The organism is Pseudomonadota bacterium (assembly GCA_018823135.1).
In the GTDB taxonomy this organism is placed as follows: Bacteria; Desulfobacterota; Desulfobulbia; order Desulfobulbales; family CALZHT01; genus JAHJJF01.
The window spans coordinates 25206-51828 of the sequence record JAHJJF010000098.1 but is presented as its reverse complement, the minus strand read 5'-3'; the positions used below and the strand labels follow the sequence as shown (position 1 = coordinate 51828).

At 48.0% G+C, this 26623-nt stretch carries 19 protein-coding genes; 11 read left to right on the top strand and 8 right to left on the bottom strand.

Translation table 11 applies throughout. The features are described 5' to 3' along the window. Nucleotides 1–34 precede the first annotated feature (34 nt). Nucleotides 35–424 (bottom strand): PilZ domain-containing protein, encoded by a 390-nt coding sequence (locus tag KKE17_10920; GenBank protein ID MBU1710505.1) that lies wholly within the window; start codon nt 422–424, stop codon nt 35–37. Between the two features lie 375 nt (nt 425–799). On the opposite strand from KKE17_10920, the gene KKE17_10915 reads away from it, so the two are divergent. From KKE17_10915 to ubiA, 8 genes are all read left to right on the top strand, one after another. Next, on the top strand, nt 800–1462 hold the full coding sequence (locus tag KKE17_10915) for a TetR/AcrR family transcriptional regulator (protein MBU1710504.1): 663 nt from the start codon (nt 800–802) through the stop codon (nt 1460–1462). A 12-nt stretch (nt 1463–1474) separates the two neighbouring features. After that, a complete protein-coding gene (mqnE, locus tag KKE17_10910; protein MBU1710503.1) occupies nt 1475–2569 on the top strand; it encodes an aminofutalosine synthase MqnE in 1095 nt (364 codons plus the stop codon). Nucleotides 2570–2613: 44 nt separating this feature from the next. Further along, entirely contained in the window at nt 2614–3672 is a 1059-nt protein-coding gene (gene mqnC, locus KKE17_10905; GenBank protein ID MBU1710502.1) for a dehypoxanthine futalosine cyclase, read from the top strand. Between the two features lie 14 nt (nt 3673–3686). Continuing rightward, nucleotides 3687–4907 carry an amidohydrolase family protein gene (locus tag KKE17_10900; protein ID MBU1710501.1) on the top strand — a complete coding sequence of 407 codons (1221 nt, stop codon included), beginning with the start codon at nt 3687–3689 and terminating at the stop codon, nt 4905–4907. Further along, complete coding sequence (locus KKE17_10895) at nt 4907–5770, top strand: menaquinone biosynthesis protein (protein ID MBU1710500.1); 864 nt, start codon at nt 4907–4909, stop codon at nt 5768–5770. Before KKE17_10900 ends, KKE17_10895 begins: the two co-directional genes overlap by 1 nt. Nucleotides 5771–5773: 3 nt before the next feature. After that, nucleotides 5774–6481: a bifunctional demethylmenaquinone methyltransferase/2-methoxy-6-polyprenyl-1,4-benzoquinol methylase UbiE gene (gene ubiE / locus KKE17_10890; protein MBU1710499.1), complete on the top strand. Its 708-nt coding sequence runs from the start codon at nt 5774–5776 to the stop codon at nt 6479–6481. Nucleotide 6482: 1 nt separating this feature from the next. Next, the gene (locus KKE17_10885; GenBank protein ID MBU1710498.1) at nt 6483–7052 is read left to right on the top strand and encodes a UbiX family flavin prenyltransferase; all 570 of its coding nucleotides are present in this window, start codon (nt 6483–6485) and stop codon (nt 7050–7052) included. Between the two features lie 215 nt (nt 7053–7267). Continuing rightward, entirely contained in the window at nt 7268–8128 is an 861-nt protein-coding gene (ubiA, locus tag KKE17_10880) for a putative 4-hydroxybenzoate polyprenyltransferase (protein ID MBU1710497.1), read from the top strand. A gap of 403 nt (nt 8129–8531) precedes the next feature. Here the strand turns inward: ubiA and pgl are convergent, their stop codons facing one another. The 4 genes from pgl to KKE17_10860 all read right to left on the bottom strand — a co-directional run bounded on the left by pgl (nt 8532) and on the right by KKE17_10860 (nt 14512). Then, the gene (gene pgl / locus KKE17_10875; GenBank protein MBU1710496.1) at nt 8532–9272 is read right to left on the bottom strand and encodes a 6-phosphogluconolactonase; all 741 of its coding nucleotides are present in this window, start codon (nt 9270–9272) and stop codon (nt 8532–8534) included. A 127-nt stretch (nt 9273–9399) separates the two neighbouring features. Then, a complete protein-coding gene (gene zwf, locus KKE17_10870) occupies nt 9400–10977 on the bottom strand; it encodes a glucose-6-phosphate dehydrogenase (protein MBU1710495.1) in 1578 nt (525 codons plus the stop codon). 134 nt (nt 10978–11111) lie between these two features. Next, the gene (gene gnd / locus KKE17_10865; GenBank protein MBU1710494.1) at nt 11112–12020 is read right to left on the bottom strand and encodes a decarboxylating 6-phosphogluconate dehydrogenase; all 909 of its coding nucleotides are present in this window, start codon (nt 12018–12020) and stop codon (nt 11112–11114) included. Between the two features lie 326 nt (nt 12021–12346). Beyond that, on the bottom strand, nt 12347–14512 hold the full coding sequence (locus KKE17_10860; GenBank protein ID MBU1710493.1) for a tetratricopeptide repeat protein: 2166 nt from the start codon (nt 14510–14512) through the stop codon (nt 12347–12349). Nucleotides 14513–14762: 250 nt separating this feature from the next. On the opposite strand from KKE17_10860, the gene KKE17_10855 reads away from it, so the two are divergent. Beyond that, nucleotides 14763–16592, top strand: a complete 1830-nt coding sequence (locus KKE17_10855; GenBank protein ID MBU1710492.1) for a tetratricopeptide repeat protein — start codon at nt 14763–14765, stop codon at nt 16590–16592. Between the two features lie 220 nt (nt 16593–16812). Next, on the top strand, nt 16813–18735 hold the full coding sequence (locus KKE17_10850) for a tetratricopeptide repeat protein (protein MBU1710491.1): 1923 nt from the start codon (nt 16813–16815) through the stop codon (nt 18733–18735). A 135-nt stretch (nt 18736–18870) separates the two neighbouring features. Here the strand turns inward: KKE17_10850 and KKE17_10845 are convergent, their stop codons facing one another. From KKE17_10845 to KKE17_10835, 3 genes are read right to left on the bottom strand one after another with little or no spacing between them, the layout of a single operon-like run. Further along, on the bottom strand, nt 18871–21078 hold the full coding sequence (locus tag KKE17_10845) for a hypothetical protein (protein MBU1710490.1): 2208 nt from the start codon (nt 21076–21078) through the stop codon (nt 18871–18873). A gap of 33 nt (nt 21079–21111) precedes the next feature. Then, nucleotides 21112–21582 carry a cytochrome C gene (locus tag KKE17_10840; GenBank protein MBU1710489.1) on the bottom strand — a complete coding sequence of 157 codons (471 nt, stop codon included), beginning with the start codon at nt 21580–21582 and terminating at the stop codon, nt 21112–21114. 20 nt (nt 21583–21602) lie between these two features. Then, nucleotides 21603–22901: a hypothetical protein gene (locus tag KKE17_10835; GenBank protein ID MBU1710488.1), complete on the bottom strand. Its 1299-nt coding sequence runs from the start codon at nt 22899–22901 to the stop codon at nt 21603–21605. 465 nt (nt 22902–23366) lie between these two features. Here KKE17_10835 and KKE17_10830 point away from each other — a divergent pair, with 465 nt between their 5' ends. Next, a complete protein-coding gene (locus KKE17_10830; protein MBU1710487.1) occupies nt 23367–26564 on the top strand; it encodes a hypothetical protein in 3198 nt (1065 codons plus the stop codon). The last annotated feature ends 59 nt before the right edge of the window (nt 26565–26623 follow it).

The following is a 26623-nucleotide window of genomic DNA, read 5'->3' as shown; positions in this document are numbered from 1 at the left end:
GTTTGCGGCTGAAGGGAATTTGCGAGGCTTTTTATCAGCAGATACCAGCAGTATTGTGCCGGATAAAGTACTGAATCTGAGATATCTGTTCCTTGTCAAGGTCGCCGAATTTGATTCCTCGCCTTCGCATCTTGATGATATGCGGTAATTTGGTGTCGATTTTGCGATCGGATACGGATTGTGCCGGAACACCTTCAAGGTAGAAATTCTCACTGAAAAGGATGGAAATTTTCTGAAATTCATCATTTAATTCCGGGCTGTCGGCAAAATAACGAAATGATAACCCTGTGCTGCTGATGTCAATTATGTGACAAAGCTCAACGGAATCAGGAGTGGTGATGACCGCAAAGGCGTGCCCTTTGGCTTTGAATCTTTTATGCCATCTGCGTTCTATATTTGCTGCAATTGCTGGTTCGGGATTCATAGGTTGTCTCCTATGGAAATTAGTTTGTGTTAATTCATACGGTTTTGTAAGAAATACTATATTACTACCTAATAATATACTCAACCAAATACAATACACCATTGTCAATAGTTAATTATGCCCGCCTCGTAAAAAGCACTCCTCCGAAGGGTGTCATGCATGTAACCTATCTACTTTGTTCAGTTTGTATTGGTGGGATTTTTTAAGGTTTTTCGATTTTGATCGTGCTTGTTGCGATGCGGGCAATTTTTTTTTAGTTTTGCTATTTGGATAGTAAGTTTACCCCTCAGACAGAATTTATTCTGTCTCCGAGACTATTTTAAAAATACTTGCCAGAATTATCCATTACTACTATTGTGACCACCTGGTCACAATATGGATTCAACAATTTTAATAAATGAAAAAAATACCTTCAGGAATCTTCCTGAAGATAAGCGCTGGCGGATCATCGATGCAGCCGTGCATGAGTTTGCCCGCAACGGTTACCAGGGGGCAAGCCTTAACAACATTGTAAGGCAGCTTGGTATTGCCAAGGGATCCTTGTATCAGTATTTCAAGAATAAAGAGGCCATTTTTTTATTCATTTTCGAACGGTTCACCAATCTGGTAAGGCTTGCTGTCAAAGATGCGCCATCAAATCCTGCCCCGGATAATTTTTTTACGATGGTTAAAAGAGTCCTGTGTGCGGGAATCCGATTCATCGACCAGCACCCTGATTATTATCAGATCTATCTGAAGGTTCTTTTTGAGCCCGGTGTTCCCAATCGGGAAGAATTGATTTCCCAGGTCAGGCTTTTTTCTCAGGAATATTTCGGTCCTCTATGCCAAAGGGCAAAAGACCTTGGGGAAATAAGGTCTGATCTTGATGATCAGACTGCGGTATTTGTTATTGACGCGATTATGGATCGCTTCCTTCAGGGATATGCGCAATCGTATCTTGACGGAGGGCTTGGTTTTTCAAAAATTTCTGCCCGGCAGCTTGAAGCAAAAATTGATGCACTCATCAAGGTGCTGCAGGATGGGCTATCGCCTTCTTAAAGGAGAAGAACTGTGGATGAAATTATCAAACAAGCCGGCTTAGGAGAGATCCTTGCCAAAATTCGGGACAATGAAAGACTCTCCAGCGCTGATGCTGTCGAACTCTATGAAAATTCCAATGTGCTTGCCGTAGGCTATCTGGCAAATATTGTTCGCGAAAGAATAAATGGCAACAATGCTTATTTTATTTATAACCAGCATATCAATTATTCAAATATCTGCACCAACCTCTGTAAATTCTGCGCCTTTGGCAAGGATAAAGAATCCGACCTTGCCTATGAAATGTCAATCGATGAGATTGCCACTAAAGTGAAAGAACGCCTTGATGAACCGATTACCGAGATTCATATGGTGGGCGGCATTCATCCGGATCTGTCTTACAGCTATTACCTTGATGCGTTACAGGCAATTAAAGCCGTGCGGCCCGCTGTTCATATCCAGGCATTCACCTGTGTGGAAATTGCCCATCTTGCAGGCCTTGCCGGGAAATCGGTGGAAGAAGCCCTGAAAGAACTCATGGATGCAGGCCTGGGCTCTATTCCCGGTGGCGGCGCCGAGGTCTTCAGCCCAAGAATTAGAGCGCTCACCTGTGAAAGGAAATTATCCGGTCAGGGTTGGATTGATATTGCAAAAACCGCACACCGGGTGGGACTGCGCAGCAACGCCACCATGCTCTACGGCCATATTGAGAGGACCCACGAACGGGTGGAGCATCTTGAAATGCTTCGTAATGCTCAGGACGAGACCGGCGGTTTTCTGACGTTTATCCCCCTGGCCTTTCATCCTAAAAATACGCAGATGTCTGAGCTTTCAAAAACCACCGGCATCGATGATCTGAAAAACATTGCGGTTGCCAGATGCTTTCTTGATAACTTCCCGCATATCAAAGCCTACTGGGTGATGATTGGTCCAAAGCTTGCGCAGGTGGCGCTTTCCTTTGGTGCGGACGATGTGGACGGTACGGTGAAAGAAGAAAAAATTACCAGGATGGCGGGCGGTGAATCAGATCAGGCCCTTGGCCGGAATAATCTTATCCGGATGATCAGGGAGGCCGGTAGGACTCCGATTGAGAGAGACACGCTTTATAACGTAATTACAACATATTAATTTTATTGTCTCATGCTAAATATTAAATTAAATGCGGTGCTGAAATGACCATACAACAAATAATTAATACGGTTCAAGATGGCCAGCGTTTGACTGTTGAAGATGCGCTTGTGCTTGCCCGGGATGCTGATTTTTATCAACTGGGTTTTCTGGCGGATTCCATCCGAAAAAAGCTGCATCCCGAGCCCATTGTCACCTATGTCATCGATCGAAATATCAATTACACTGATATCTGTATATCGGCCTGTAAATTCTGTGCGTTCTTCAAGGCCCCGGATGATCCGCAAGGGTCGGTCCTGACCTTTGCAGAACTTGGTGAAAAAATTGAAGAAACCAAGGCATTACACGGTACCCAGATTCTTCTCCAGGGTGGCCTGCATCCTGATAAGCCCTTAGAATTTTATGAAGACATGCTCAAATTTATCAAAGGCTATGATATTCATATCCATGGTTTTTCACCTCCTGAAGTCTGCCATTTTGCCGAGCTTTCCGGATTGCCAGTAAAGGACGTCCTGGTAAGACTCATGAAGGCAGGGCTTGATTCCATCCCCGGCGGCGGGGCGGAAATACTGTCTGATCGGCCGCGCAAGGAGACTTCGCCCCGAAAATGCTCGGCCGATCAGTGGATCGGAGTCATGGAAGAGGCTCATAATCTGGGCATGCGAACCACTGCAACCATGATGTTCGGCCATATCGAAACCATGGAAGAACGCCTGGAGCACCTGACTCGAATCCGTGATCTTCAGGACCGGACCGGCGGCTTCACCGCCTTTATCCCATGGCCGTTCCAGCCGGCCAATACCGTGCTTGATCATCTCCCCACCGCAACCGGCATGACCTATCTCCGAACTCTTGCCCTGTCTCGTATATTCCTTGATAATGTTCCGAATATTCAGGCCTCCTGGGTTACCCAGGGCCCAAAAATCGCCCAGGTCTCATTGTTTTTCGGCGCCAATGATTTCGGCAGCACAATGATCGAAGAAAATGTAGTTGCAGCAACCGGTGTGAGTTTCAGACTGACAGAACAGGAAATACGAAAACTTGTTGAGACCGCAGGCTTTGAACCCAGGCAGCGATGCATGGATTACACCTTAATCGGCTAACGCAGGCTATTATCATGAAAGTTCTTTATCGCGCCCAGTGGCTGGCAACCATGGCTGATCATAAGCCATTGATTGAAAACGGCGGTGTGGTTTGTGAAAACGGCCTGATTATTGCCGCAGGCGAGGTTGCTGATCTCGCGGTCTACGACAAGGTCATAGAATGCGACGGTATCCTGACTCCCGGTCTGATCAATGCCCATGTGCATCTCGAGCTTTCCCATCTTGCTGAATTGGGCTGGGAAGATGATACCCGGAAGCGATTTGCCGATATTGTCGAATGGATTCGAAAATTGATCAGCATCAGGAATCTGGAATGGTCCGAGGATGTGATCAAAACTGCGTCCTGCCAGGCCGCAGCCGCTCTTTATGATTCAGGATGCATTGCTGCAGCTGACATTGGTAATCTCCTTGAAAGCTATTTGTATGCCTGTAATGCCAGGACTGATACCCGATTTTTTCTGGAATTGATCGGCCTTTCAAGAGAAGCACAGGAAAAAGCCTTCCAGCAGATGTACGCCTTGACCGATGAAATAAACTGCACCGCCCATGCCCCTTATTCGGCAAGCCCTGAATTGATTATTGGGTTGAAAAAGCGCGCCATTGCCCGGCGGCATATATATCCCATCCATGTGGCGGAATCCCTTGAAGAGACAGAGTTTTTAAATGATGGCAGCGGCAGCATCAGAAGATTTCTTGAAGACGTCGGTGCCTGGGACGGTACTTTTGTGCCCCCCGGTTGCAGTCCGGTCCGCTATCTTGAAAAATTGGGCATACTGGATAAAGGGACGCTCTGTGTTCATGGGGTGCAGGTTGGTCAACAGGAAATAGAAATTCTTGCAAAATACCAGACGCGGGTCTGCCTCTGCCCGGCAAGCAACCGGTATCTTGGGGTGGGAAAAGCTCCGGCGACAAAATATATAGATGCGGGGATACTCCCGGCTTTAGGCACTGACAGCCTTGCCAGTAATCAGGAATTGAGCATCTGGCGGGAGATGCGGATGCTTAAAGAGGATCATTCCGGACTTGATCCGCAGATTATATTTGCCATGGCCACGCAAGGCGGTGCCTATTCAATGGGACTTGACAGGATATACGGAAGTCTTGAGGCCGGTAAAAATGCGGCGCTATTATGTGTGCAAAGCCCTGGATTGCGTCGTCATGATGTGTTTGAATTTCTGGTTTCGGCAGCAGAAACCGCCCAAGTTAAGTGGCTTGAAGGGCGAACGGCACCCTGATGAATACTCCTTCTGCAAAAATACGCGCCAGGATCGGCATGGTGAATTTTATCAATACCGCGCCGCTGTATTCCGTCTGGATCCAGACCGTTAATAGACCGGAGTGGAAGGTCACCGAGGCTCCTCCCACCCAATTGAACCGCATGTTGTTTGAAGATGAACTTGATCTTGGTTTTGTCTCGTCACACGAATACGCAATTCATCCTGACCAGTATAAAATTTTAAGTGATCTTTCCATCAGCGCCACCGGTTCGGTGGGCAGCGTATTCCTTTTTTCAAAGGAAAATCCTGAAAAATTAACCGGAAAAATTGTTCAATTAAGTGCGCAATCCCAGACCTCGGTGGGGCTGGTGAAGATAATTCTTGAGGAATTTTATGGGCAGCAGCCAATCTATGTGATGCCTTCGGAAGCGACGAAGAATCAGATCTCCGCAGCTGCCGGAGCATTTTCTCCAACTGCGGTGCTGGCAATCGGCGATCAGGCGTTGAGGATGAAGCAGGCTGATGAATATCCGGTGCAGCTGGATTTAGGTGAAATATGGAAAAAACATACCGGGCTGCCCTTTGTTTTTGCGGTCTGGGCGGTGCGGAGGGATTTTTGCCGGAAGGATCCTGATTGTGTGTTGGAGATCCATCAGGAATTATTGCGCTGTGTCCGTGAAGGGCAGCAGGATATCGAGAGAATCAGCCGAGAGGCGGCGCCGAAAATTCCCATGTCAGCTTCTGCCTGTCTTGAATATTTAAAAGGTCTAGAATATGATCTCGGCCCGGAAAAACGCCGGGCCCTGGAACTGTTTTTTGATTATTTGATCAAGCGAGGCGAGGCGCAAACTCATTGCCTGCCTATAACAATTTGTGGATAACTCATGAAAAGTCCTGAAGAAAAAAAGAAATTTGTCCGGGAGAAATTTTCTTCCATCAGTAAAAAATATGATTTTTTGAACTCGGTGCTGAGTTTTCAGATCGACCGTTACTGGCGTTGGGTGACCACCAAGTTGCTGAAAGAATTTCCCGATGGTGAGGTTCTTGATCTTTGCGCCGGAACCTTGCCGCTGTCCCTTGAATTAACCCGGCAGGCAAAGGGGCGTCGTGTGGTGGCAATGGATTTTTGTGAAGATATGCTTCGTGCCGGAATCAGGACAATGCCTCAAGACTCGCGGCGCAACAGGATCTTTCCAGTATGCGGTGACGGCGAAGAGCTGCCGGCAAAGAGTGAAAGCTTCTGGGGAATCACCGTGGCCTTTGGCGTGAGAAATCTTTCCCAGACCCAGAAAGGCTTAAACGAAATGTATCGTGTGCTAAAGCCAACGGGTAAATTGCTTATCTTAGAGTTTTCCCGCCCGAAAAATTGCATTATCAAGCCTTTGTATAATTTTTATCTGAATAACGTTCTCCCCAAAATAGCCGGGCTGGTATCCGGAGACCATGAGGCCTACGAGTATCTGGCAAGTTCCATTGCCGCCTTTTACGAGCCGGAGGAATTAATGGGGATGATGAAAAAGTCCGGATTTGCAGAAGTGTATACCCGGCCCCTCACCTTCGGGGTGGTAACCATTTATGTTGGGGTGAAATAAAATGAAAAAGGTGATTCTGGCGATTACCGGTGCAAGCGGCAGTCTGTATGCCGTTGAATTCATCGACCTTGTCAAGGATTGTAAGGTGGAGATTCACGGGATCATTTCCGACTCCGGAAGACAGGTGCTCAAACTGGAGCTGGGCAAAGATGTTGATTCCTTAGGCCCGGTTTTTCGATGGTATGATATCAATGATTTTGCCGCCCCCATGTCCAGCGGTTCAGCCAGGTTTGACGCCATGATTGTCCTGCCCTGTACCATGGGAACCCTTGCCGCCATTGCCAACGGTATTTCAGGAAATCTCATTCATCGGGCTGCGGATGTCTGCCTCAAGGAAAAACGGCCCCTTATTCTTGCGGTGCGCGAAACGCCTTTAAACAGGACGCATCTGCAAAACATGCTCAAAGCCCATGATGCCGGGGCAATGATTTGTCCGCCGATGCCGTCGTTCTATCATAAACCCCAGTCAATTCAAGAAATGGCCCGTGCCTTTGCCGGCCGCCTGGCTGACCAGCTGGGCATTGATGTGCAGGGAGTAAAACGCTGGGGGGATGAGGATAGTGCTGAGTGAAGAGTGAATAGTGAGTGTCGTTAACTTAAGGGCGCTTGTTAGTTGAAAAGAGAATGTCGAATGTCGAATAAGGAATATAGAACTGCAGAAGTAAAAGAAAACACTTCGAAATTGGATATTCCTTGTTCGATATTCTGCGGTTCGTTTTGAAAAAAATTTCTAAAATTAATGACCTTGAGTAAATAGGGATGAGTGAATAGTCGGGAACAATAGAAATGATTAAAAAAATATCCATAATGCTTGAGATGATCAAATTCGAGCATACGATTTTTGCCATGCCCTTTGCCTTTATGGGTGCTTTTCTTGCGGAACGTGGAGTTCCGGGCTTTGCCGTATTCGGCTGGGTAGTCCTTGCCATGATCGGCGCCCGGACCAGTGCCATGGGATTTAATCGTATTGTTGACCGCGAGTTTGATAAGATAAATCCCCGCACCGCGGACCGGGCAATCCCTGCAGGCGCGGTCAGTCTGGTTGAGGCCTGGTCCATGGTAGTCCTCTCAGCCGCATTGTTTTTCTTTGCCTGTTACATGCTCAACCAATTGACTCTGATCCTTTCACCTTTTGCTCTGGGTCTGACCTATCTCTATTCGCTCACCAAGCGCTTTACCTGGCTCTGTCATCTTGTTCTGGGTGTTGCCCTGGCCTTTTCACCGTTGGGCGGTTACGTGGCGGTTAAGGGCGCAATTGAAGGGTTTCCCTTTGTGTTGTGCATCGGGGTGATCTGCTGGGTTGCCGGATTTGATACGGTATACGCCTGTCTGGATGCGGATTTCGATAAGGATGCCGGGCTTTTTTCCCTTCCTTCAAGATTTGGCAGGGAGAATGCCTTCAGGTTTGCGGTGTTTCTGCATGTCGTGGCCTTTGTAATGTTCATCCTCACCGGCATGCAGATGCAGTTGAACTATATTTATTATATCGGCATTGTGCTTACTGCCGGGGCGCTGTCCTATCAGCACCTGGTGGTGAATCCAAAGGACCTTTCGCGGATTCAGATGTCTTTTTTCACGATGAACGGCCTGATCAGCCTGACGTTGTTTGTCGCCACCTGGCTTTCCCTGGTTATTGCCAATCCATAAAAGTATTTTCGATGTCTGCGCTTATCTTTTTTCGCAGTTCTCGGAGTCTCGTAAACTCGCTTACCTGATCTCGAAAAAAAATCCTCATTCCTGAACTGATACTTGTTCCAGCATCTTGATTAGTGTTTATAGAAAACATTTTTTTATCTTTTGTGATTCTTAATACATCTCCAGGGTTGAAGTGACGTTCTTCAGGCTTAAGTGCTTCGGCTCATCCGAACTCCGGCGCTGGTCGACAAAATCCCGCATCCTGCGGGTTCGTCGATGCGTGACTTCCTGTCACGCACCCGTTGGGCCTGATCGCTTCGGAATTCGGGCCGGGCGCAAAGTCGCCGTGAAAAACGTTATTTCAACCGCACGGATTTTGGGTTCAATCGGAGGAAAGTTTTTACGTAGAAGGTTTTTACTGAACGATTAACCAGGAAATACTTTTTGCATCCCGTACTCTGGCTGCCGGATATTTTTTGGCGGCAGCTTCCGGGTTATCTTTGATGGCTTGGGCAATCCCGAGTTTCTTTTTCCCTGAAATATGAAAATATACCGCCTGCCCATGGTTTATCACCGGGAGGGTCAGGGTGATACGGGGCAGTGCCGGTCGGACGTAATCCGGCGGCAAGACATGAGTTACCCAGGCTTTGGTTTCCTCAAGGGCCGGGGTGCCGGGGAAAAGCGAGGCGATATGGCCGTCATCGCCCATGCCGAAAAGCAGGGTGTCAAAGACTGGAAAGTTATCAATAGAAACGGTGGGTCCCATTTTTTTATGAAAGAATTCCTTGAGGATTGTTTCATACATTAAGGCCGTATTTTCCGGGGAATTTTCCAAGGCCGGTATGGGGTATATGTTGTGAGCAGGGATTGATATGTTGGCAAGCAGGGTTTCATGTATCATTCCGTAATTACTCTCCTGATGATCATAAGGCACAAATCTTTCATCGCCACAGAACAGAAAGGTTTTTTGCCAATTGATCTTTTTTGAAAATGGTTCTGAACCCAGTAATGTGTAAAGCAGGCGGGGCGTGTTGCCGCCGGTGAGCACCAGGGTATGAAAATCCTTTTCCCTGATGGCTTTTTCATTATCGCGGACAATCATCGCCGCAAGGGCCTTGCTGCTTTCTTCGAGATCTGCAAAATAATGGAATTTCATAATTTTTTAATGGTCGCGATAAATGTTGAATCATTTTGAAGATGAATTATTTTTAACTCAGCACTCAGCACTCAGCACTCAGCACTCAGCACTCAGCACTCAGCACTCAGCACTCAGCACTCAGCACTCAGCACTCACCTAGAATCAAGCGCATCCATTCATGGGCTGAGTCAGGGCCCCAGCTTCCTGAAGGATAATTTTGAAGAATGTCTTCCATGCCGCCACAGGCCTCGCATTCATCCAGCACCGGCTCAAGAAACGACCAGGCAAGCTCAACGCCGTCCTGGCGCCAGAAAAGCATGTGGTCGCCCAGAATACAGTCGAGGAGCACTTTTTCATAGGCATCAAGTTGCGGGCCGCTGTAATTCTGATGATAATTAAAATCCATGGTAACCGATCTCAGACAGACCCTTGCGCCGGGGCTTTTTGTCTGAAAGGTGAGCGATATTTTCTCTTCGGGGTAAATACCAAGATTGAGGCGGTTGGCGATAATCGAATCACCCAGAAGTTCGCGAAACAATGAATGGGGTACTTCCTTGAATTGGATGACGATGCGGGTGTCCTTGGCCTTGAGTCTCTTGCCGGAAGCAAGATAAAAAGGCACCCCGTGCCAGCGCCAATTATCAACGAACAGACGCATCAGTCCGAATGTCGGGGTTGTTGAGTCTTTGGCGACCCCGGGTTCAGCGCGGTATGCCGGCACCTTCTTGCCGTCGACTTCCCCGGCACCGTATTGGCCGAGAATCAGGTTTTCCCGAACAGTGCCTTTGGTGAATGGCCGCAATGAGCGGAATACCTTGGCTTTTTCGTCCCGGACCCGGTCGGCCTGAAAGATTGACGGCGGCTCCATGGCGGTGAGCGCCAGCAACTGTTTCATATGATTCTGGAACATGTCCCTGAGTACCCCGGCCTGTTCATAATATCCGGCCCGGTGCTCGACTCCCAGGGTTTCCGCGGCAATGATCCCGACATAATCGATGTAGTTTCTTTTCCAGATCGGTTCGAAAATAGCGTTTGCAAAGCGTAACATCAGGATGTTCTGGACAGTTTCCTTGGCCAGGTAATGGTCGATCCTGAAGATCTGGTGTTCCTTGAAGTTGCTGTGCAGAATCCGGTCAAGTTCCAGGGCGGTGGCAAGGTTTCTGCCGAATGGTTTCTCGACAACGATGCGCGCCCAGCCGTTTTCGCTCTGATTCTCGATGGCCAGCCCTGCCTGGCCGATCATCTGGGAAACGCCGGGATACAGGGTTGGCGGGATTGCCAGATAAAACATGCGATTGCCGCGTGTGTCTTTTTTCCGGTCAAGATCGGTGAGAAATGTTGCCAGATTTGTAAATGATTCGTTTGAATCATATTGGACCGGAACATAGAATAGATTTTCGGCAAATCGATCCCAATCTCCGGGGGAACATTTAAGCCCAGAGCAGGCGGAGTTCATATTGACTCGAAATGTTTCATGGGTCATTTCCGACCTGCTGCAACCCACGATGGAAAAGGTTTTGGGCAGACTCCGGTTGATAAACAGATTGAACAGCGCCGGGATCAATTTTCTTGAGGTGAGATCTCCTGAAGCGCCGAAGATGACAATGGTGCAGCTTGGCAAAGGTTGGGAAATCAGACATTCCGCAGCTGATTTGAAATGCGCTTCAGTGGTGTTGATAGCCGTCTCAACAGAATTGGATTGATTGTTTTCAGGATCTGCCATGATTTGGGGCTCTATTATATCGTTTTAATTAGTCTCAAGTCAGGGTTAAAACCACCGTCTTCAGGCGGTCAGCTGTGAGCATGTATATAATATGAGTTATAGGCACAGAGGCAGAAGTCGATAGTTGTTGACTTTCACTTTTTTGCCGGGACCGTTGGATGGCCGCCGAACTCGCGGCGCAATGCGGCAAGCACCCGGTTGCCGAAGGTATTATCCTGCCGCGAGTTGAACCGTTCAAATAATGCGGTGGTGATCACCGGTGCCGGCACTCCGAGTTCAATGGCCTGTTGAACTGTCCAGCGACCTTCCCCTGAATCGTCGACATACCCTTTGAGCGTTGAAAGATCCGGATCCTGGGCAAAGGCCGGTTCCAGTAATTCGAGTAGCCATGATCGGATTACGCTTCCCTGGTTCCAGAGATGAGAAAGTTCCGAATAGTTGAGGTTTTTGCCGTAAGGCGAGGCGTCAAGCAGGGCAAATCCTTCGCCGTAAGCCTGCATCATGCCGTATTCAATGCCGTTATGGACCATTTTGACATAATGCCCGGAGCCGGTGGGGCCGCAGTGGAGGTAGCCTTCAGGAGGAGCAAGCGTCTTGAATATCGGCTCAAGATACTTAAAAGTAGCTGTGTCGCCGCCAACCATAAGACAGTAGCCGACTTTAAGGCCCCAGATGCCGCCACTGACCCCGGCATCCATGTATCGGATGCCATGTTCGGCAAGCTGCGCTGATCTACGGATATCATCTTTGAAATAGGTGTTGCCGCCTTCGATAATGATATCTTCAGGAGCGAGCATTTTTTGTAATTGCTCAAGATGATCATCTACGGTATTGCCGGCCGGCAGCATCAGCCAGACGATGCGCGGGGATGGCAGGTTTTCGATAAGTTCGCTCAAGGAAAATGCAGCGATTGCACCTTCTTTGGTCAGTTCTTCAGTCTTAGCAGGAGTCCGGTTGAATGCAACGACTTCATGGCCGTCTTGCAGCAGGCGCCTGGCCATATTCATGCCCATTCTGCCGAGGCCGATCATTCCTAATTTCATGGATTATCCTTTTGAGTATTGGTTACTGTTAAAAGTAGAGTACGGAGTCGTATCCGGCGTGTCAAGCGCAAGTGATCAAGCTGATGCTCAAAAGAATTTTATTAGTCTCAAATAAAGAATAACAACCACCATCTTCAGAGGGTCAGCTTTGAGCATGTGTATAATTTGGAGTTACAGGCACAGAGGCAGAAGGCAGAAGTCACAGAGTAAAAGGGAATAAAGAAATACAATATGAAGAAGTAACGGCACTCAATGACTGTCGATCTGGTTGGTACTTGTATTCTTACACTTTGTGCCTTCTGCCTTTGTGCCTCACGCTATCGACTTCAGTCGATAGTCGTTGACTTTTTGTTTTTTGCTCGATTGAGCAGCGTTTGAACCTGCGGATGCCCGGGGGCAAGTTTATTCGCCCGGTCAAGATAGCGAATCGCCAGTGCAGGGTTGTTCCGGGCAAGTCCTTGATTTGCCCATTTGATATACAGCCCCACCATATCAAAGCCCCGTTGCCAGGCTTCCTGGAAAATCCTTGTAGCTTCATTGGATTTGCCGGACCCGTCCAACGTTATGCCAAGGGTTATATAGGCCTCAACGTAATTGGGGTCGAGAGCTATTGCGCGTCTGGCATGGTGAATGGAATTTTCATAATCCTTGAGGCGCCAGTATACAATTCCCAGATTATTATTGACCTTCAGCGGGTCGGCATTGGCTTTGGTCAGCGCTGTTTGAAAAGTCTGCAGGGCCTCTGTGAGTTTATTCTGCCGTTCCTGGGCAGTGCCGAGATTCTGATATGCATAGCCGTTGTCCGGGTCCAGTGCCAGGGCTTTTTTGAGATATTGTTCGGCTGAGACGTTATCGCCCGACATTCCGTAAATACTCCCAAGAGTCACATACGCGTCTGAAAACAGGGGGTTGATTTCAATGGCCTTGATAACCTCGGCGATTGCCATATGCTGGTTGTTCATTTTCTGGTAGACGATTCCCATATTATGATGAATCCGAGGCAGGTCTGCATTGCGTTTTGTCAGCGCGGTTTTTGACATGGCAATGGATTCCTCAAATCTCTGCTGCTTGTCGTATAACGCGGCCAGGTTGGTGTAGGAATGACTGACCCCGGGCTCAAGTTCGATCCCCTTGAACAGATGTTTTTCCGCTTCCCGGTAGCGCTTTCCAAGAAGCAGGGCTTTTCCCAGATTAATGTGGCCCCGGGATAATTGCGGAGATTTATCAACCACATCCTGCCAGAGATTGGTTGATGAGCTCCAGACGGCATTTCGCTGCACAGTGAAAATGCTGAGTATCGCAACAAGCATGATCAATACACCTCGTATGAATTGTTTCGGAACCAGTGAAAAGCCATAGAGCGGGACAAGGATTGCCGGGAAAAAAAAGACTGCCGGCAGATAGAGGCGATGTTCAAAGATCAGTTCCAGGCCGACAAAAGATGATTCGATGAAGAGGTTTCCCATAAACCAGAAGATGGCAAAGGACAACAGGCGGTTTCTTTTAAAGAGATGAACAATCAGCAACAGGAACCCCATCAGGACAAGTATTGATAAGAAGGCCTGTGGGGGCGCAAAGAAAGCAGTTGAAACCGGGAAATCGTAATTGATATTCAATCGTCCTGGAAGAGGTATAAGAATGAGGCTGAGATAATGGACAATGATTCTGGGTTCGGTGAGCAGTCTTTCCCCAAGGGTGAATGTTCTTGCCTGATAACCGTCAAGGATTGACTGCACCGGATTTTTGCCGAGAATCATCCAGCAGAAAAGCACGACTGCAACACTGATTAATCCGATGATAAAGGTGGTTTTTTTGAGGTTAAGCCGCTGATCGTGTTTGCGGAGAAAAAAGAAATCATAGGCAAAAATCATGATGGGCAGCATCACGGCGTTTTCTTTGCTGAACAGGGCAAGCAGGCCTGCTAGTAAACTTGCGGAGTATAACAAGTATTTTCCTGTGCATGAATCATTGAGTCTGCCCTTGATATAACAGAACAGTGCCAGCAGATAAAACAGGGTCATCATGCTGGTCATCCGCTGCACAAGGTAGGTCACCGCATTGGTCTGCAATGGGTGCGCAAGCCAGAGCAGTGTTGAAAAGAAGGCGATCTCTCGGACGGATTTATGGTGTTGCCCCGGAAGAGTCAGTGTTGTCTCAATGAGAAAATACAGAACAATCGCATTGAGAATATGGATAACGATGTTTATTAGATGAAAACCAAAAACGCTTTGACCGTGGATAAAATAATTAATCGCAAAAGATGCATTAGGTATCCATCGTCTGGTCATGAGACTGTGGGTGGCAGCGTTTTTGAGATTATCAAAAGTAAAAGAACTGAATTTTATAAAGGGATTTTCGAGGATGTTGACATAGTCATCCATTACAAAAGGGCTTTTTAGCGAATTGGCATAGATAAAGCCGGAAAGAATTATGAAAGAGAGTATGGCAAGGATGGGGAAAAGTTTTGTCTGTTTGCCGGCGGAATTCATCATAAGAGAGATAAGCTTGTTGTGGTAATCAGGGAGTCTTTCTGATAAGTTTTATAAACTGCATAGGTTAATAGGCTGCAGGCTCTTAGGTATTCAGGGAAAAGATATAAAATCGAACGGTTACACTAACAGACTAAACAGCTACAGCCTAAACACATCATCCGAAACCATGGTTTCCGGATGGAAACTAGTCTAACAGTCATCAGTCTAAAGTCTAAACAACCTGAGTCGTTGTCATTGTAAATTGATTCCTATGAAAATAGCCGCTTTTTTCCGACTTGATAATCAATTTTTTGCATTAATTCTCATTATTGGTCTGGCAACTCTGGCCTATTCAAATACCATGCAGGCGCCGTTTGTGTTTGATGACTCTTCAAATATCGTCGAGAATAAATCATTGCGCATCAACGACCTTTCTCTTCCCTCGCTCAAACAGGCGGCAACCCAAAGCCCGTCAGGCAATCGCTGGCTGCCCAATATCAGTTTTGCGCTGCATTTTTATTTTACCGGGATGGACGTCTTGCCGTTTCACCTTGGCAATCTCGTCATCCATATCCTCTGCGCCATAACCCTGTATTTTCTTATTCTTGCGACTCTGCGGCTCAATGTGATTGAAAAAGGCAGGAATCGTGCCCCGGAACTTGCCCTGTTTGCTGCCTTGCTCTGGACTCTTCATCCGCTTGCCACCAATGCGGTGACCTACCTTGTGCAGCGGATGACCAGCATGATGACGCTGTTTTATCTGCTTTCCATATTGCTCTATGTCTGCGGGAGAAATCAAAACCAATCACCGGCGAAAAACGTGTGGTTTTTGCTGAGTATGGCGTCAGGCTTTATGGCGATAATCTGTAAAGAAAATGCAATCATGCTGCCAGTGACAATCCTTGCCTATGAGGTTTTTTTTCTATCAGACGGAAAAGGTATATCAAAAAAAATGTCGGCAGGAGCCGGGATTGCCGCTGTTTTATGCCTGTTGGTGGTTTTCGGATTTCTGGGAACCAGTGATCCTTTGGGATCGGTTCTGGCCGGATACCAGGAAAGGAGTTTTACCCTAGGCCAGCGACTGCTCACCGAGCCGGGAATTATCCTGTTCTATCTTTCCCTGCTGGTTCTGCCGTTGCCTTCCCGGCTCAATATCAACCATGATTTTGTCGTGTCTCAAGGCCTTTTTTCCCCATGGTATACGGTCTTTTCTCTGGCCGCGTTTGCCGGTCTGCTGTTCATGATTGTAATTTTGTTCAGGAAACACCGGCTGCTGTCCTTTGCGCTGTTGTTCTTTTTGATCAACCTGGTCATCGAGTCGTCGATAATCCCCCTTGAACTTGTCTACGAACACCGCCTCTATCTGCCCACGGTATTTCTCATCGCCGCGGTGGTCTTTTACGCGGATATCTGGTTTGAGGATAAACGTAAGACGTTTCGTACAGTTCTGATTATTTTATGCATCACCCTTGGAATACTTACCTGGCAGCGCAATACAGTGTGGAATTCCAGGGTGAGTTTATGGTCGGATGTCTTGAATAAATCTCCGAATCTCACCCGCGCCTATACCAATCTCGGTTGGGCGCTGAATGAAAATAAAGAGTATCTCCAGGCGGAAGCGATCCTCAAACGAGGTCTTCAGGATGATGCGAATAAGAATGTAAACCGTGAGAGCAGGGCCTGGCAGAAGGATATTTCCCAGCTCCATAATGTCATGGGGGTGGTGTACCGGAACCTTGGGAATAATCAGCAGGCATTGGAACACGCAAAACTTGCGCTGCGATATATGTCTGATTCCGTGGAAGCGTTATTGACTCTGGGGATTTCACTTGTGGCAGACGGCGAGTATCAACAGGCCGAGATTATCTTTGAGAAGGTTGCGAAAAACCGGCTTGAGACCGTTGATCTCTACAATAACTGGGGAATGAATAATTTTAATCTCGGCAATATTGACCGGGCGATTTACCTTCTTGAGCACGCGGTCCAACTCAACCCGGATCATGCCGAGAGTCATTATAATCTGGGGATTGCCTACGGCAGCAAAGGGAATAGTGAAAAGGCACGGCAGGAGATGGCGCTTGGCATGCGATTGATGAAGTAGTGTTTGCCACAAATGGTCTTTTTGCCCGATTTCTGCGTCACGCTCAAAAAATAATGCTCGAAATATCAAATATATGTCTGCGCTTATTTTTTTCGCAATCCTTGAACTTGAACAAAAACCCTCATTTCTGGACAGGCACTTAAGTAAGATTTAGAAAGGCTTCCCATTATATCGAATTATCTTGTTGTTAGATGAAAATTATCTTGAGACAGAATTTTTAATGAATTCAGAACGCTCCGAATGCACAGCTTCAGGCAAAACAGTTTTTCCGACCATGTGGAGGGGCTTGCCCTATCTCATCCTGCTGGCCGCAACAATCCTCGTTTATTCCAACACCCTGCAGGCGCCGTTCATCTTTGACGATTATCCGAATATCGTTGAAAACCGTTTTATTCAGATTTATGAAATTTCCTTTGAATCAATCAAGGATGCCGCAACGAAGAGCCCCATGGGGAATCGCTGGCTTGCCAATCTATCCCTTGCCTTGAATTATTCTGTCGATCAGCTGGACACTTTCGGTTTTCATCTGGTGAATATTGTCCTGCATATCTGTGCCGGATTCGCCCTGTATTATCTGGCGGGACAAGTCATGTCTCAGGCTTGTTTCCCAAGTCGTAGAGGCGTGTTGGAGTATATCCCGTTTTTTACAGCGCTGCTCTGGATGCTTCATCCGGTTCAGACCAATGCGGTAACCTATATTGTCCAGCGCATGACATCGATGTCGGCGCTTTTCTATCTTTTTGCAATGATTTGTTATATCAAGGCGCGGACGCACAACAGCATTAAGCGAAAGTATGCCTGGTACCTGGGATGTTCAGTAAGTGGTTTCCTGGCAGTGGTCAGCAAGGAAAACGCGGTGATGCTGCCGATAATCCTTGTTGCGGTTGATTTCTGCTGCCTGCCCCCCAGGGATGGGCATAACGGATTCAAGAGGTTTGCCTTTCCTGTATGCATTGGAATTGCAGCGTTATTGTTCGCCATGTTTTGTCTGGGAGGCGATCCCCTGAGTTCGGTTTTCAGTGGGTATCAGGTCAGGGATTTTACGCCGATGGAAAGGCTGCTTACCGAGAGCCGGGTATTTTTCAGTTATCTGCTGATTCTTCTGCTGCCCCTGCCTGCACGGCTCAACCTCAATCATGATTATCTGATCTCCCACGGCTTGTTCAGTCCGCCGCAGACCGCCTTTGCCATTGCCGGGATTGTGTTGTTCGTCGGGCTGATAATCATTCTGTACCGATACAACCGGCTGCTTGCTTTCTGCCTGTTCTGGTTTATCGCTAATCTCATGATTGAATCAACCATATTGCCCCTGGAGATTATCTATGAGCATCGATTGTATCTGCCGTCGATGTTGCTGATCTTGATGGGTGTTTTTCTTGTATTTCAATTACCTTTGCCGCCTAAATTTGTGAGCGGCTTACTGATAGCTCTGGCAATTGTTTCAGGGATTTTAACGTTTCAACGCAATGCCGTATGGCAGAATGAAGTGGGATTCTGGCAGGATATTGTCAGAAAATCCCCAAATCTTTATCGGGCACATGTCAATCTGGGCAAGGCCTTAAGCGATATCAAGGACAATTCCCAATCCGAACAGCATTTTCGAATTGCTATCGCCCTTGATCCAGACAAGGGTGATGCCTTCTATAATCTGGGAATTTTATATGACCGACTGGGCAGAACGCAGGCTGCCCTGCCATTGATGCAGACCGCAATTACCAAGGTCGGCAATCAGGCGAAATATTATCAGAGTCTGGGCATGGTTTACCGGAAGCTAGGAGATTGCAGCAATGCCAGAATCGCCGCGCAAACGGCGCTTAATCTTAATCCTGCAACCTATGAAGCTTTTATTACCCTGGGGATCTGCGAGCAACGGGACGGCAATCACCCAAACGCTGTTGGGCTGTTTAAGGATGCCCATGATAAGGGGCTTGTAAGTGTTGATCTGTATAACAACTGGGCAGTGAGCCTTGAGTATTTCGGCAAGTATGAACAGGCCAGAGACTATCTTTTAAAGGCCCTGGAACTTTATCCAGAGCATTATGAAAGTCGCTATAATCTCGGGATTATTTACAGTCGCCTGGGCATGGATGCTGAAGCAGAACGCGAGATCAGCCGAGCAGTAAAAGATAAAAAGGGAAACTGATCCAGGTTTCTTTTTCCCTCTCCGTCATTCAAGGGATGGAATTTTTTCGTGGTTTTTTTGAAGTCAAGCTATACAGCAAAGGGCCGGATTAAATCCGGCCCTTTGTATATTTGCTAGCGATCAAATCACGTTTATCTACCATGAGTTTGAGGAATGAGTCTGCTCCTTTGAGCTGTCGTTGTTATGGCAATCGCCGGTGCACCTGTTCGTGATGGAGTTATAGGTGATGGTAAATGTGCCGCCGGTTGGCATGGTAATGGTGTTCCTGGCCTCGGCTGAACTGATTGCTGAGGTTGCAAGATCATTAAAATGCGTGGAAGTCATTTTAGTGACATCGTGGCAGTTCTGGCATGAAAAAACGTCAACGTTCGTATGATCGTTATGATTGCCGGAGGAAGGGCTGTTATGCTGGCTTGGATTTTCCGTTCCGTCTTGATGGCAGATCAGGCAGTTTGAATTTGCCGTAATGGCAATAGACCCTGTTAGCCAGGGAGGAGTCTCCTGGCCGCCGTGACAACTGATATAAGTACATGTGCCGGTACTACTGTTATAGGCTGGTGGATTGGCATCCAGGGTGTTGTTATCATATACGGCCGAAATGGCCACATTTGCCGGTGCGGTACTGTCGAAATGGTCCAGGGTGTTGGTGCCGGCGGAATTATGGCAGGCGGCGCAATTTGCCAAACCAGTGATTTCGGGCAGTCCATTATGGGCCTCGTGAGCACCGGCTTGATTCGGGCGAATGTCACCGGCTGGAGCCGCGCTGTTCGGCGGGGCATTATGGCAGGAAGTGCAATTGAGCAGGGCAGTTGGTAAGCCGGCGGCATGACAGTCCTGGCAGGCAGGGCCAGCACCACCCTCTGCCGGTCCCTGCAGAGTCGCGCCATGACATAATGCACAGGCCGTTGCCAGGTTGCCGGCTGTTTTATGGCTGTTATCCGCCGTGCTCAGCCAGGGCACGGGATGAGCGGTGTCCTGATCATGACAGGTTTCGCAACCATTGGCAAAGGTGGTAAAGGCCAAATTAAACCGTGGATTGGAGCCGGCGGTGGCATGACATTCTCGACAAAAGGCCAGATTGCTTTTGGCCTCGGGGCCATGCAGTGCAGCATCGGAGAACGGAATGGCATGGGGCTCGCCCGGGCCGCCTGGATGGCAGACTGTCGTGGAGCCGTCGGAGTTGCTGAAGAAATCTTCAAAGCAGTTTGGCGCGTTGGGATGCGGGCCGGGTGCATCAGCTACCACGTTATGACAAATAGTACAGGCAGAGCCGATTGAGCCGGCGGTCCGGTGGGATGCTGAGTAATCTGCTGTGATATCATTTGTACCCTGCCAACGGGTTGGATGAGCACCGCTTGCCGGATGGCAAAGCGAGCAGGCCGTGGGAGCTATATTGCCATCAAACAGGACAGTACCCGAGGTGCCATGACAATTCTGGCAGAAGGCCAGATCCTCTTTGGCCTCGGGGCCATGCTGTGCTGGTTGAGTAAATGGCAGTGCGTGTGGTGCGATTCCCGGGCCGCTGGAGTGACAGTCATTGGTGGAGTTGTCTGGGTTGGTAAAGCTTGCGGAAAAACAACTGGGCGCGCCGGTCAAGGGGCCAATGCCAACACCATCGGTTTTATGGCAGAGGACGCAGCTATTGATGATAGTGGTTTGATTGCTGCTTCTATGGGTAGACGTATAGGAAGGGTCTTTATCTTCATTGGTTCCCTGCCAGTTGGTGGGATGCGCCCTGGCATCCGGGTGGCAATCAGTCGCAGTACATGAACCGTTGGGTTTATTGAGAATTGCCGGATCTGTTACGAAACCGCCATTGAAATCGAATGGCGGCTGGCCGTGGCAGTTGCGGCAGGCTAGCTGGCTGGCCTTGGCTTCCTGTCCATGATCAGCAGGATTTGTATAGGGAATTACATGGGGAGCTGGTGGGCCGTCAGCATGGCATTCGGCGGTGAAACAACTTGGCCCGGTCTCGACTGATTCCTGACCGCTGCGCAGGTCCGCACCGTGGCAGGCGGCCGTGGCGCAGCTTGTCCAGTTGATACTCTCCTGGAAACTTTGATGATCAGCCAGGGGATTGCTCCAGGCAGACGGATGAATCAAAAAGGGCGGGCCCTCAATATGGCAGGCGAAACAGCTGGGTGTGACCTTGCCGCCGGATAAATCCTGAGCATGACATGTCCTGCATTTATCCAGCCCGAGAGTGGCTTCGACATTATGCGTGAGGATCCAGCTTTCGGGATGGGCCTTATCCGCCAGGGGGGCTTCCGGGGGGCGGTCGGAACAGCTGGTTAAGAAGACAGCCAGGAGCAGAGTGGATAAAAAGGTTTGAAATTTAAACATTAATTTGCCTCTCTGGAATAGCCATTGAATGATTTATGCATGGCAGCGGACACAGGATTCGGAAGTTTTGGGATTGCCATGGCAGCGATAACAGGAGCTTGGGTCTGTACGGCCATCGATCCGGTGCCGACTGATATAGTCGCCCCGGTGTGGGGTGCGCCGGAAGTTGTCGGTCTGATTTTTCAGCGAAGGCTTTAATTCCACCCGTACCCCGTGGCAGTCGTTGCAGGAGCTTTCCTGGTGGCACAGAAAGCAGACCTGTGACTGTTGATACGCTACCTGGCGGTGATTCTCAGCAAAATAGGCGGTGTGATCAAATTGTTTAAAGACTATCTGTTCGCCGATGGGATCATGACATTTTGTGCAGATGGGTCTTCGATTCCCCACTTCCGCGTCGGGCGGATGCTGTTGGGGAAGTTCATAGTCAGTGTTGAGAGCAGCGCAGGCATGGAGCAGGAGCAGAGAGAGCGCAACACCAATGAAAGTGGATATTTTTATATTCATTATTTACTCCTTAAGATGCTCTATTCTTCTTTCAGCAAGGGAAATTTGGAGATTATCCGCAATGTGCCGCGAAAATCATTGTCGTAAAAAGGGTCGGAGCTGTAATCAACGGAAAGCTTGACTGCCAGCGATTTGTTAAAAAAATGGGAGCCGATGCCCAGCGAGAGAAACAGGGAATTGTCCTGGCCGAATATGGTTTCGTTATAATACACATAGAGCAGATCACCGGTTACAAAATCAAATGCCTTGTTGTCAGCGGGTTGATCCCAGTAAAAAAATGCCCGTCCGAGCAAGTAATCATTTTCCGCCGCCGCGCCTTCCATGACACCCATTTCGCCGCCAACCTGGGATAGTTCCTCCCCGTGCCAGGTGAGAAGACTCGAATAAAACCGGGAGGTGTCAGTCCTTATATCATAATCATAATTTTTTACTTTGAAGGCGAGATCCCATTTCTCGGATTGCCACCAGTAGATATCACTGCCGATTATTGTCAGCGTTTCGTCGGTTCCGGCCAGAAAACGAAAGGGATCGGCACTGTTGCTCCTGGTGTTGAAGAGGCCATCATACTCAAATTGGTGAAAATACGGTCGGACGTTTTTTTCAAAGAGGCGAAAAGGGGCTTCGTAGGAATGCTCGGCCCACTCGTTGGAAAGCAAATTACGCGAGGACAGCCCGGAGAAGCTTATGGGGCCTGCTGGGGTAAGTGCCAGGTCAATCCCCAGGATTTCTTCGTCTTCGATATCGTCATTGTAAATCTGCTTATAGGAGACTCCAACATTATAGAGCGTCCCTTTGTGATGTGCTATTTTGGCACCCCAGATGCTGTCACCGTTGCGCCCGTTTTCTTTGTCAAGGGATACGGGAAGGCCACCATAGGCGGACAAAGTAAAATAGGGGGTAATATCGCCGGTCACCCGGAGGCCGTCCACACTCTCGTTGGCAATGCCGGCAAAAACATGTTGCCGACCGAGTTTTATGTTCAGGTTGTTCGAGGAATGAGAATATTCCATATAGCCGTAGAGCAGTTCGCCATCTTCATTTTTGTCAAAAAAGATGTCGTCCCCCAGGTCGCTACGGCCCCATCCATACCCATGGAATGAAAAACCCTTGTTTTCCCGGTCGCCGTAATAAAGCTGCAGATATTCATAGACGGGAAGGACTTGAGTGTTGTTTTTCTCCGAGGTGTCCCTTTCCAGGGAGCGGAAAATGGTGTCCGAGGTCAGACTCAGTTGGGGGGCCGCCGATACATGGTCCGCAGGAGCAAAGGCGAGAAGCAGGGGTACAAAAACTATGTTCTTCCAAAATGTATCAATTGGCATGGCAGCTCCTTACGGTTGGAAATAAATACATTGATATTCTGAAAGTGAGAAACAGATGAGAGGCCCGGTTGTTGCTTCTATGGTTCGCTCAAATAGGCAGGGTTGTTTCCGAGCAGATCAGGTTGGCGCAATGTATGTGATATTTTCTGTTGATTGTCAAATCCTTTTTTGAGGTAGATAATTAGATAGGTTAATTTTTTACATGTAAACAGGGACATGCTTTATTTATTGAATTTTTGTACCGGATATTTGTTTTCATAAGAATTATTAATTATATGGATTAAAGGGGAAACAGGCAGTCTTTGTTTTTTCCCCTATGTCAATCAATGGAGCTTTTCGTTGTGTTTTCTTTTTCGATTATCTAGTATGTCCGTATTGTTAGGATTTACAAAGGTGTCAAATCAATCCTTGCAGGCCGCTTTTCAAAGTTGCCCGAAAAACGAAACTGAAACTGGAGATATGAACATGACTTGGAATTTATTGATAACCCTCATGATATTCCTGCTGTTCAACAGCAACACAATGGCCGGAACTGAGGTCGGTCCAACATCCAAGTACCAGCAGCAGAACTCAAAGCTGATAATATATAGCAGCGAGGTTGACTTGTCTTATAAGGGCTTCTGGAAAATTGCCGATTCAGAAAAACAGTCTCAGGCGCACGAGCTTTATTTGAGCCGTGATATAAAAAGCCTGCAAAAAGAAATGCCGGATTTTTTGAAAAGTAAACTCACCCTGCAGATGGAAATGGAACGAAAAATCCAGGATGGTGCAGGTTTATTACGATCATTCTACTCCTCATTGGAGGGGTATGCAAAACTGCATGATTTTGTCGGTCCAAACTCGTTGGGCGATCTTGATCCGATTAAGGATAAAAGGGTTATTGAGTTGAATGTGAAGACCTGGACCAAGCGGTATGATGAACAACTGACTGGTGAATTTGCCTTTCTGGTCCCTGGGGTTTCTTTTAACCCTGAAAAAAACTCAAGCCGCCGGTTGCCGCGAAGTAAGCGAGAGGAGTTGATGATCGAATTGCGACCCTATGTGGATGATGGAAAACACTGGATTCTTTTTAATGACGGATCCATTGAACGTGAGAAAATTGATCCTGAAATAATCAAACAATATCAGTTGGAGATTCAACCGATAATAACCAAGGATCAGCCCGAAATTAAGCCGCCGGAATTTCAAAAATATATACTTGTTATGGTTTGTGCAGAGGATTTCCTCGGGTCGGTTTCTCTCACCGTGGAAAATGCTGTTACGGGAAAGAGTCAACGAATTCGATGGGATCTTGCACAGGCGCAAATCGATGAAAGCGCAGTAAAAAATAATCTCACCAGTGCCAGGCGAGGGCACTGGCGGTCCTATGCTGTTCTGGGGGATACCCCGGTACTCTCTTCTTGGTTTGAGTTTTATGGAGATAAAAGTTGGTCTGGATCGAGAGGTGGCCGTGGAGGAAGGCAGGCAACAGAACTTACAGCTTTTAAAATACTTGGTGGCAGAGCGGCCGTGGAGGAGACTCTCCAGATGCAGGCCATTGCCCGATCCTCCGGACAGGCTGAAGAAAGGAATATACCCGTTGAGACCCTCACCGGTGTTGAGGTGGAATCCCATCCTTTTGCGGAAATGCTCGAACAACACGGGGGGCCTGGTCCGGGGCTTGCTCTGGCTGGACTTGCGCCCCACGATCATTTTTTTGTTCATGTTGCCAGGCCATCGACCCTCCTGGCCTTTCTTGAAGACGGCGCTGAATTTATTTCCCGGTTTGGCGGGGTGATTAATTCCAATAATCTGCAGTACGAGTTAACCTCAAAGTACCTCTCCCGCCTGGGATTGGACAATAAGTGGCTGAGGATGTTCCTTGACTCTGGCGAGGTCGAAGAGATGGCCTTAATATTTCCAGACCTCTTTTTCATTGACGGCACCGACGTTACAACAATCTCCCGTCTTACTCACCCCCAACCTGTTCAATTGCTTTTACGATTAATCGGCGTGGCAGGTCTTTCATCGGGAGATGTGGTGGAGCATGTCTTGGATGACGGCAAAAAAGTTTTCTGGACACTATTGGATAACCTCCTGATCTGCAGCAGCAGTAAGTCGGAGATGGATCGGGTGATTGCTCTGCACCTGGCAAATGGTGATGGCAGCCTGGGGGCAAGTGACGAGTTTCGCTATATGTTGACGCAATTGCCAGTGGAAGAAGAAACCCGTATTTTTGCCTATATTTCAGATCCGTTTATCAGGCATCTGGTGGGCCCGGCAACCAAGATTTCTCAACTTCGGCGGATCAGCGCCCGCCAGAAGATGGAAGTGCTTTCTTCCCGTATCTTATTGGCAAAGATGGATGGGATCATTAATCAGGATTCTCTGGAGGCACTGATTGCCGGGAAATATCTGCCGGAACATTTCGTTGAGCAAGGATATTCAATTGACCGGGATTTGAAGGTTCATTCCAGTGAATATGGGACTTTGGCAGGTATGCAGGCCTTGGCCAGTGCCCCTGTTGAAATGGTCACCAAGTCCGAGGCCGCGTCCTATAAAATATATGTGGATAACTACAACAGATACTGGAGTCGCTATTTCGATCCCATCGCCATCAGAATCAATGATTCCAAAGACGGTTCATTGGAAATGACGACTTTCATCCTGCCGTTGATTGACAATTCCATATATAACGGCTTGCGGGATATATTGGTGAGTGCCGAAGAAGGAGGAACATTGCAGATCCCCCAACCATCTCTCCGGCCGGTTATGATGCTCTCTCTCAACCTGCAGGAAAAAGGCTGGATGAGCATCAACAAGGGCATTTCAAGGTATATCAGCCCTCGTCTTCTTGATGATCTGGCCTCAAGTATCCACCTTGCCATTCATGATTCGGACCCGGTGATCGCCTCGGGGAGTGGTGATATCCTGGGTGCGTTTAACAGTGAGCTTGTTACCGGGGGCGGCGGCGGGATGATGATGTTTATCCCGGTGGCACTCTCTGTTTTGACCAGGCCATGTACCCTGTTTATTGAGACCTCCAACCCGGAGAATACTCTGGCGACCCTTAGGGGTATGACCCGGAAAAATTTGCGGCAGGAGGGCTTTGCCATGGATTTTTATCAGTTGGACGGCAAAGATGAATGGACTATGAGCTTGAATATTTTCGGGATGATTAAACTTCGCTACGGCATAGAAGTGCAAGGTAATTATCTGCTGATCAGAAATATCCCATGGTCTAACAAGGAAATTATATCAGGAGTGAGAACAGTACCTCTTAAGAGCGTTTTTCTTGAGGCTTTTCCGGAGGCATGCAAAGAGCAATTGCCTGGCTTATTCGCAGCTGCCAATGAAAATTCAAGGTTGTCATCTCAAAAGAATATGGCGTACTTGTTTCCTCTTCTCGCCAGTGGCTATGCCTCGGTGGATGATTTGGAGAAAAAACACTTCGACATGTTCGGTTTCAAGCCGGTCCACCCCGAAGGCGGTCAGTGGATGTGGAACGGCAGACATCTGTCAAGTTCCCGGTTTGGAGATGTTATTTCACAAAAACAACCGAGCTATAAGGGAGACACCGATGGAATGGGTCTTCTTCGCAATATTGATAATGTCAGCTTGAATATGCAATTTGAAGATTCCGGCTTAAGGGCAATTCTGCGGTGGGAAAAAAGTGCAGATTAGGTCTGTTCCGGGGATAGTGGGTCAAATCTTTATCCATCCCATTTTTTAGAAAGTTTCAT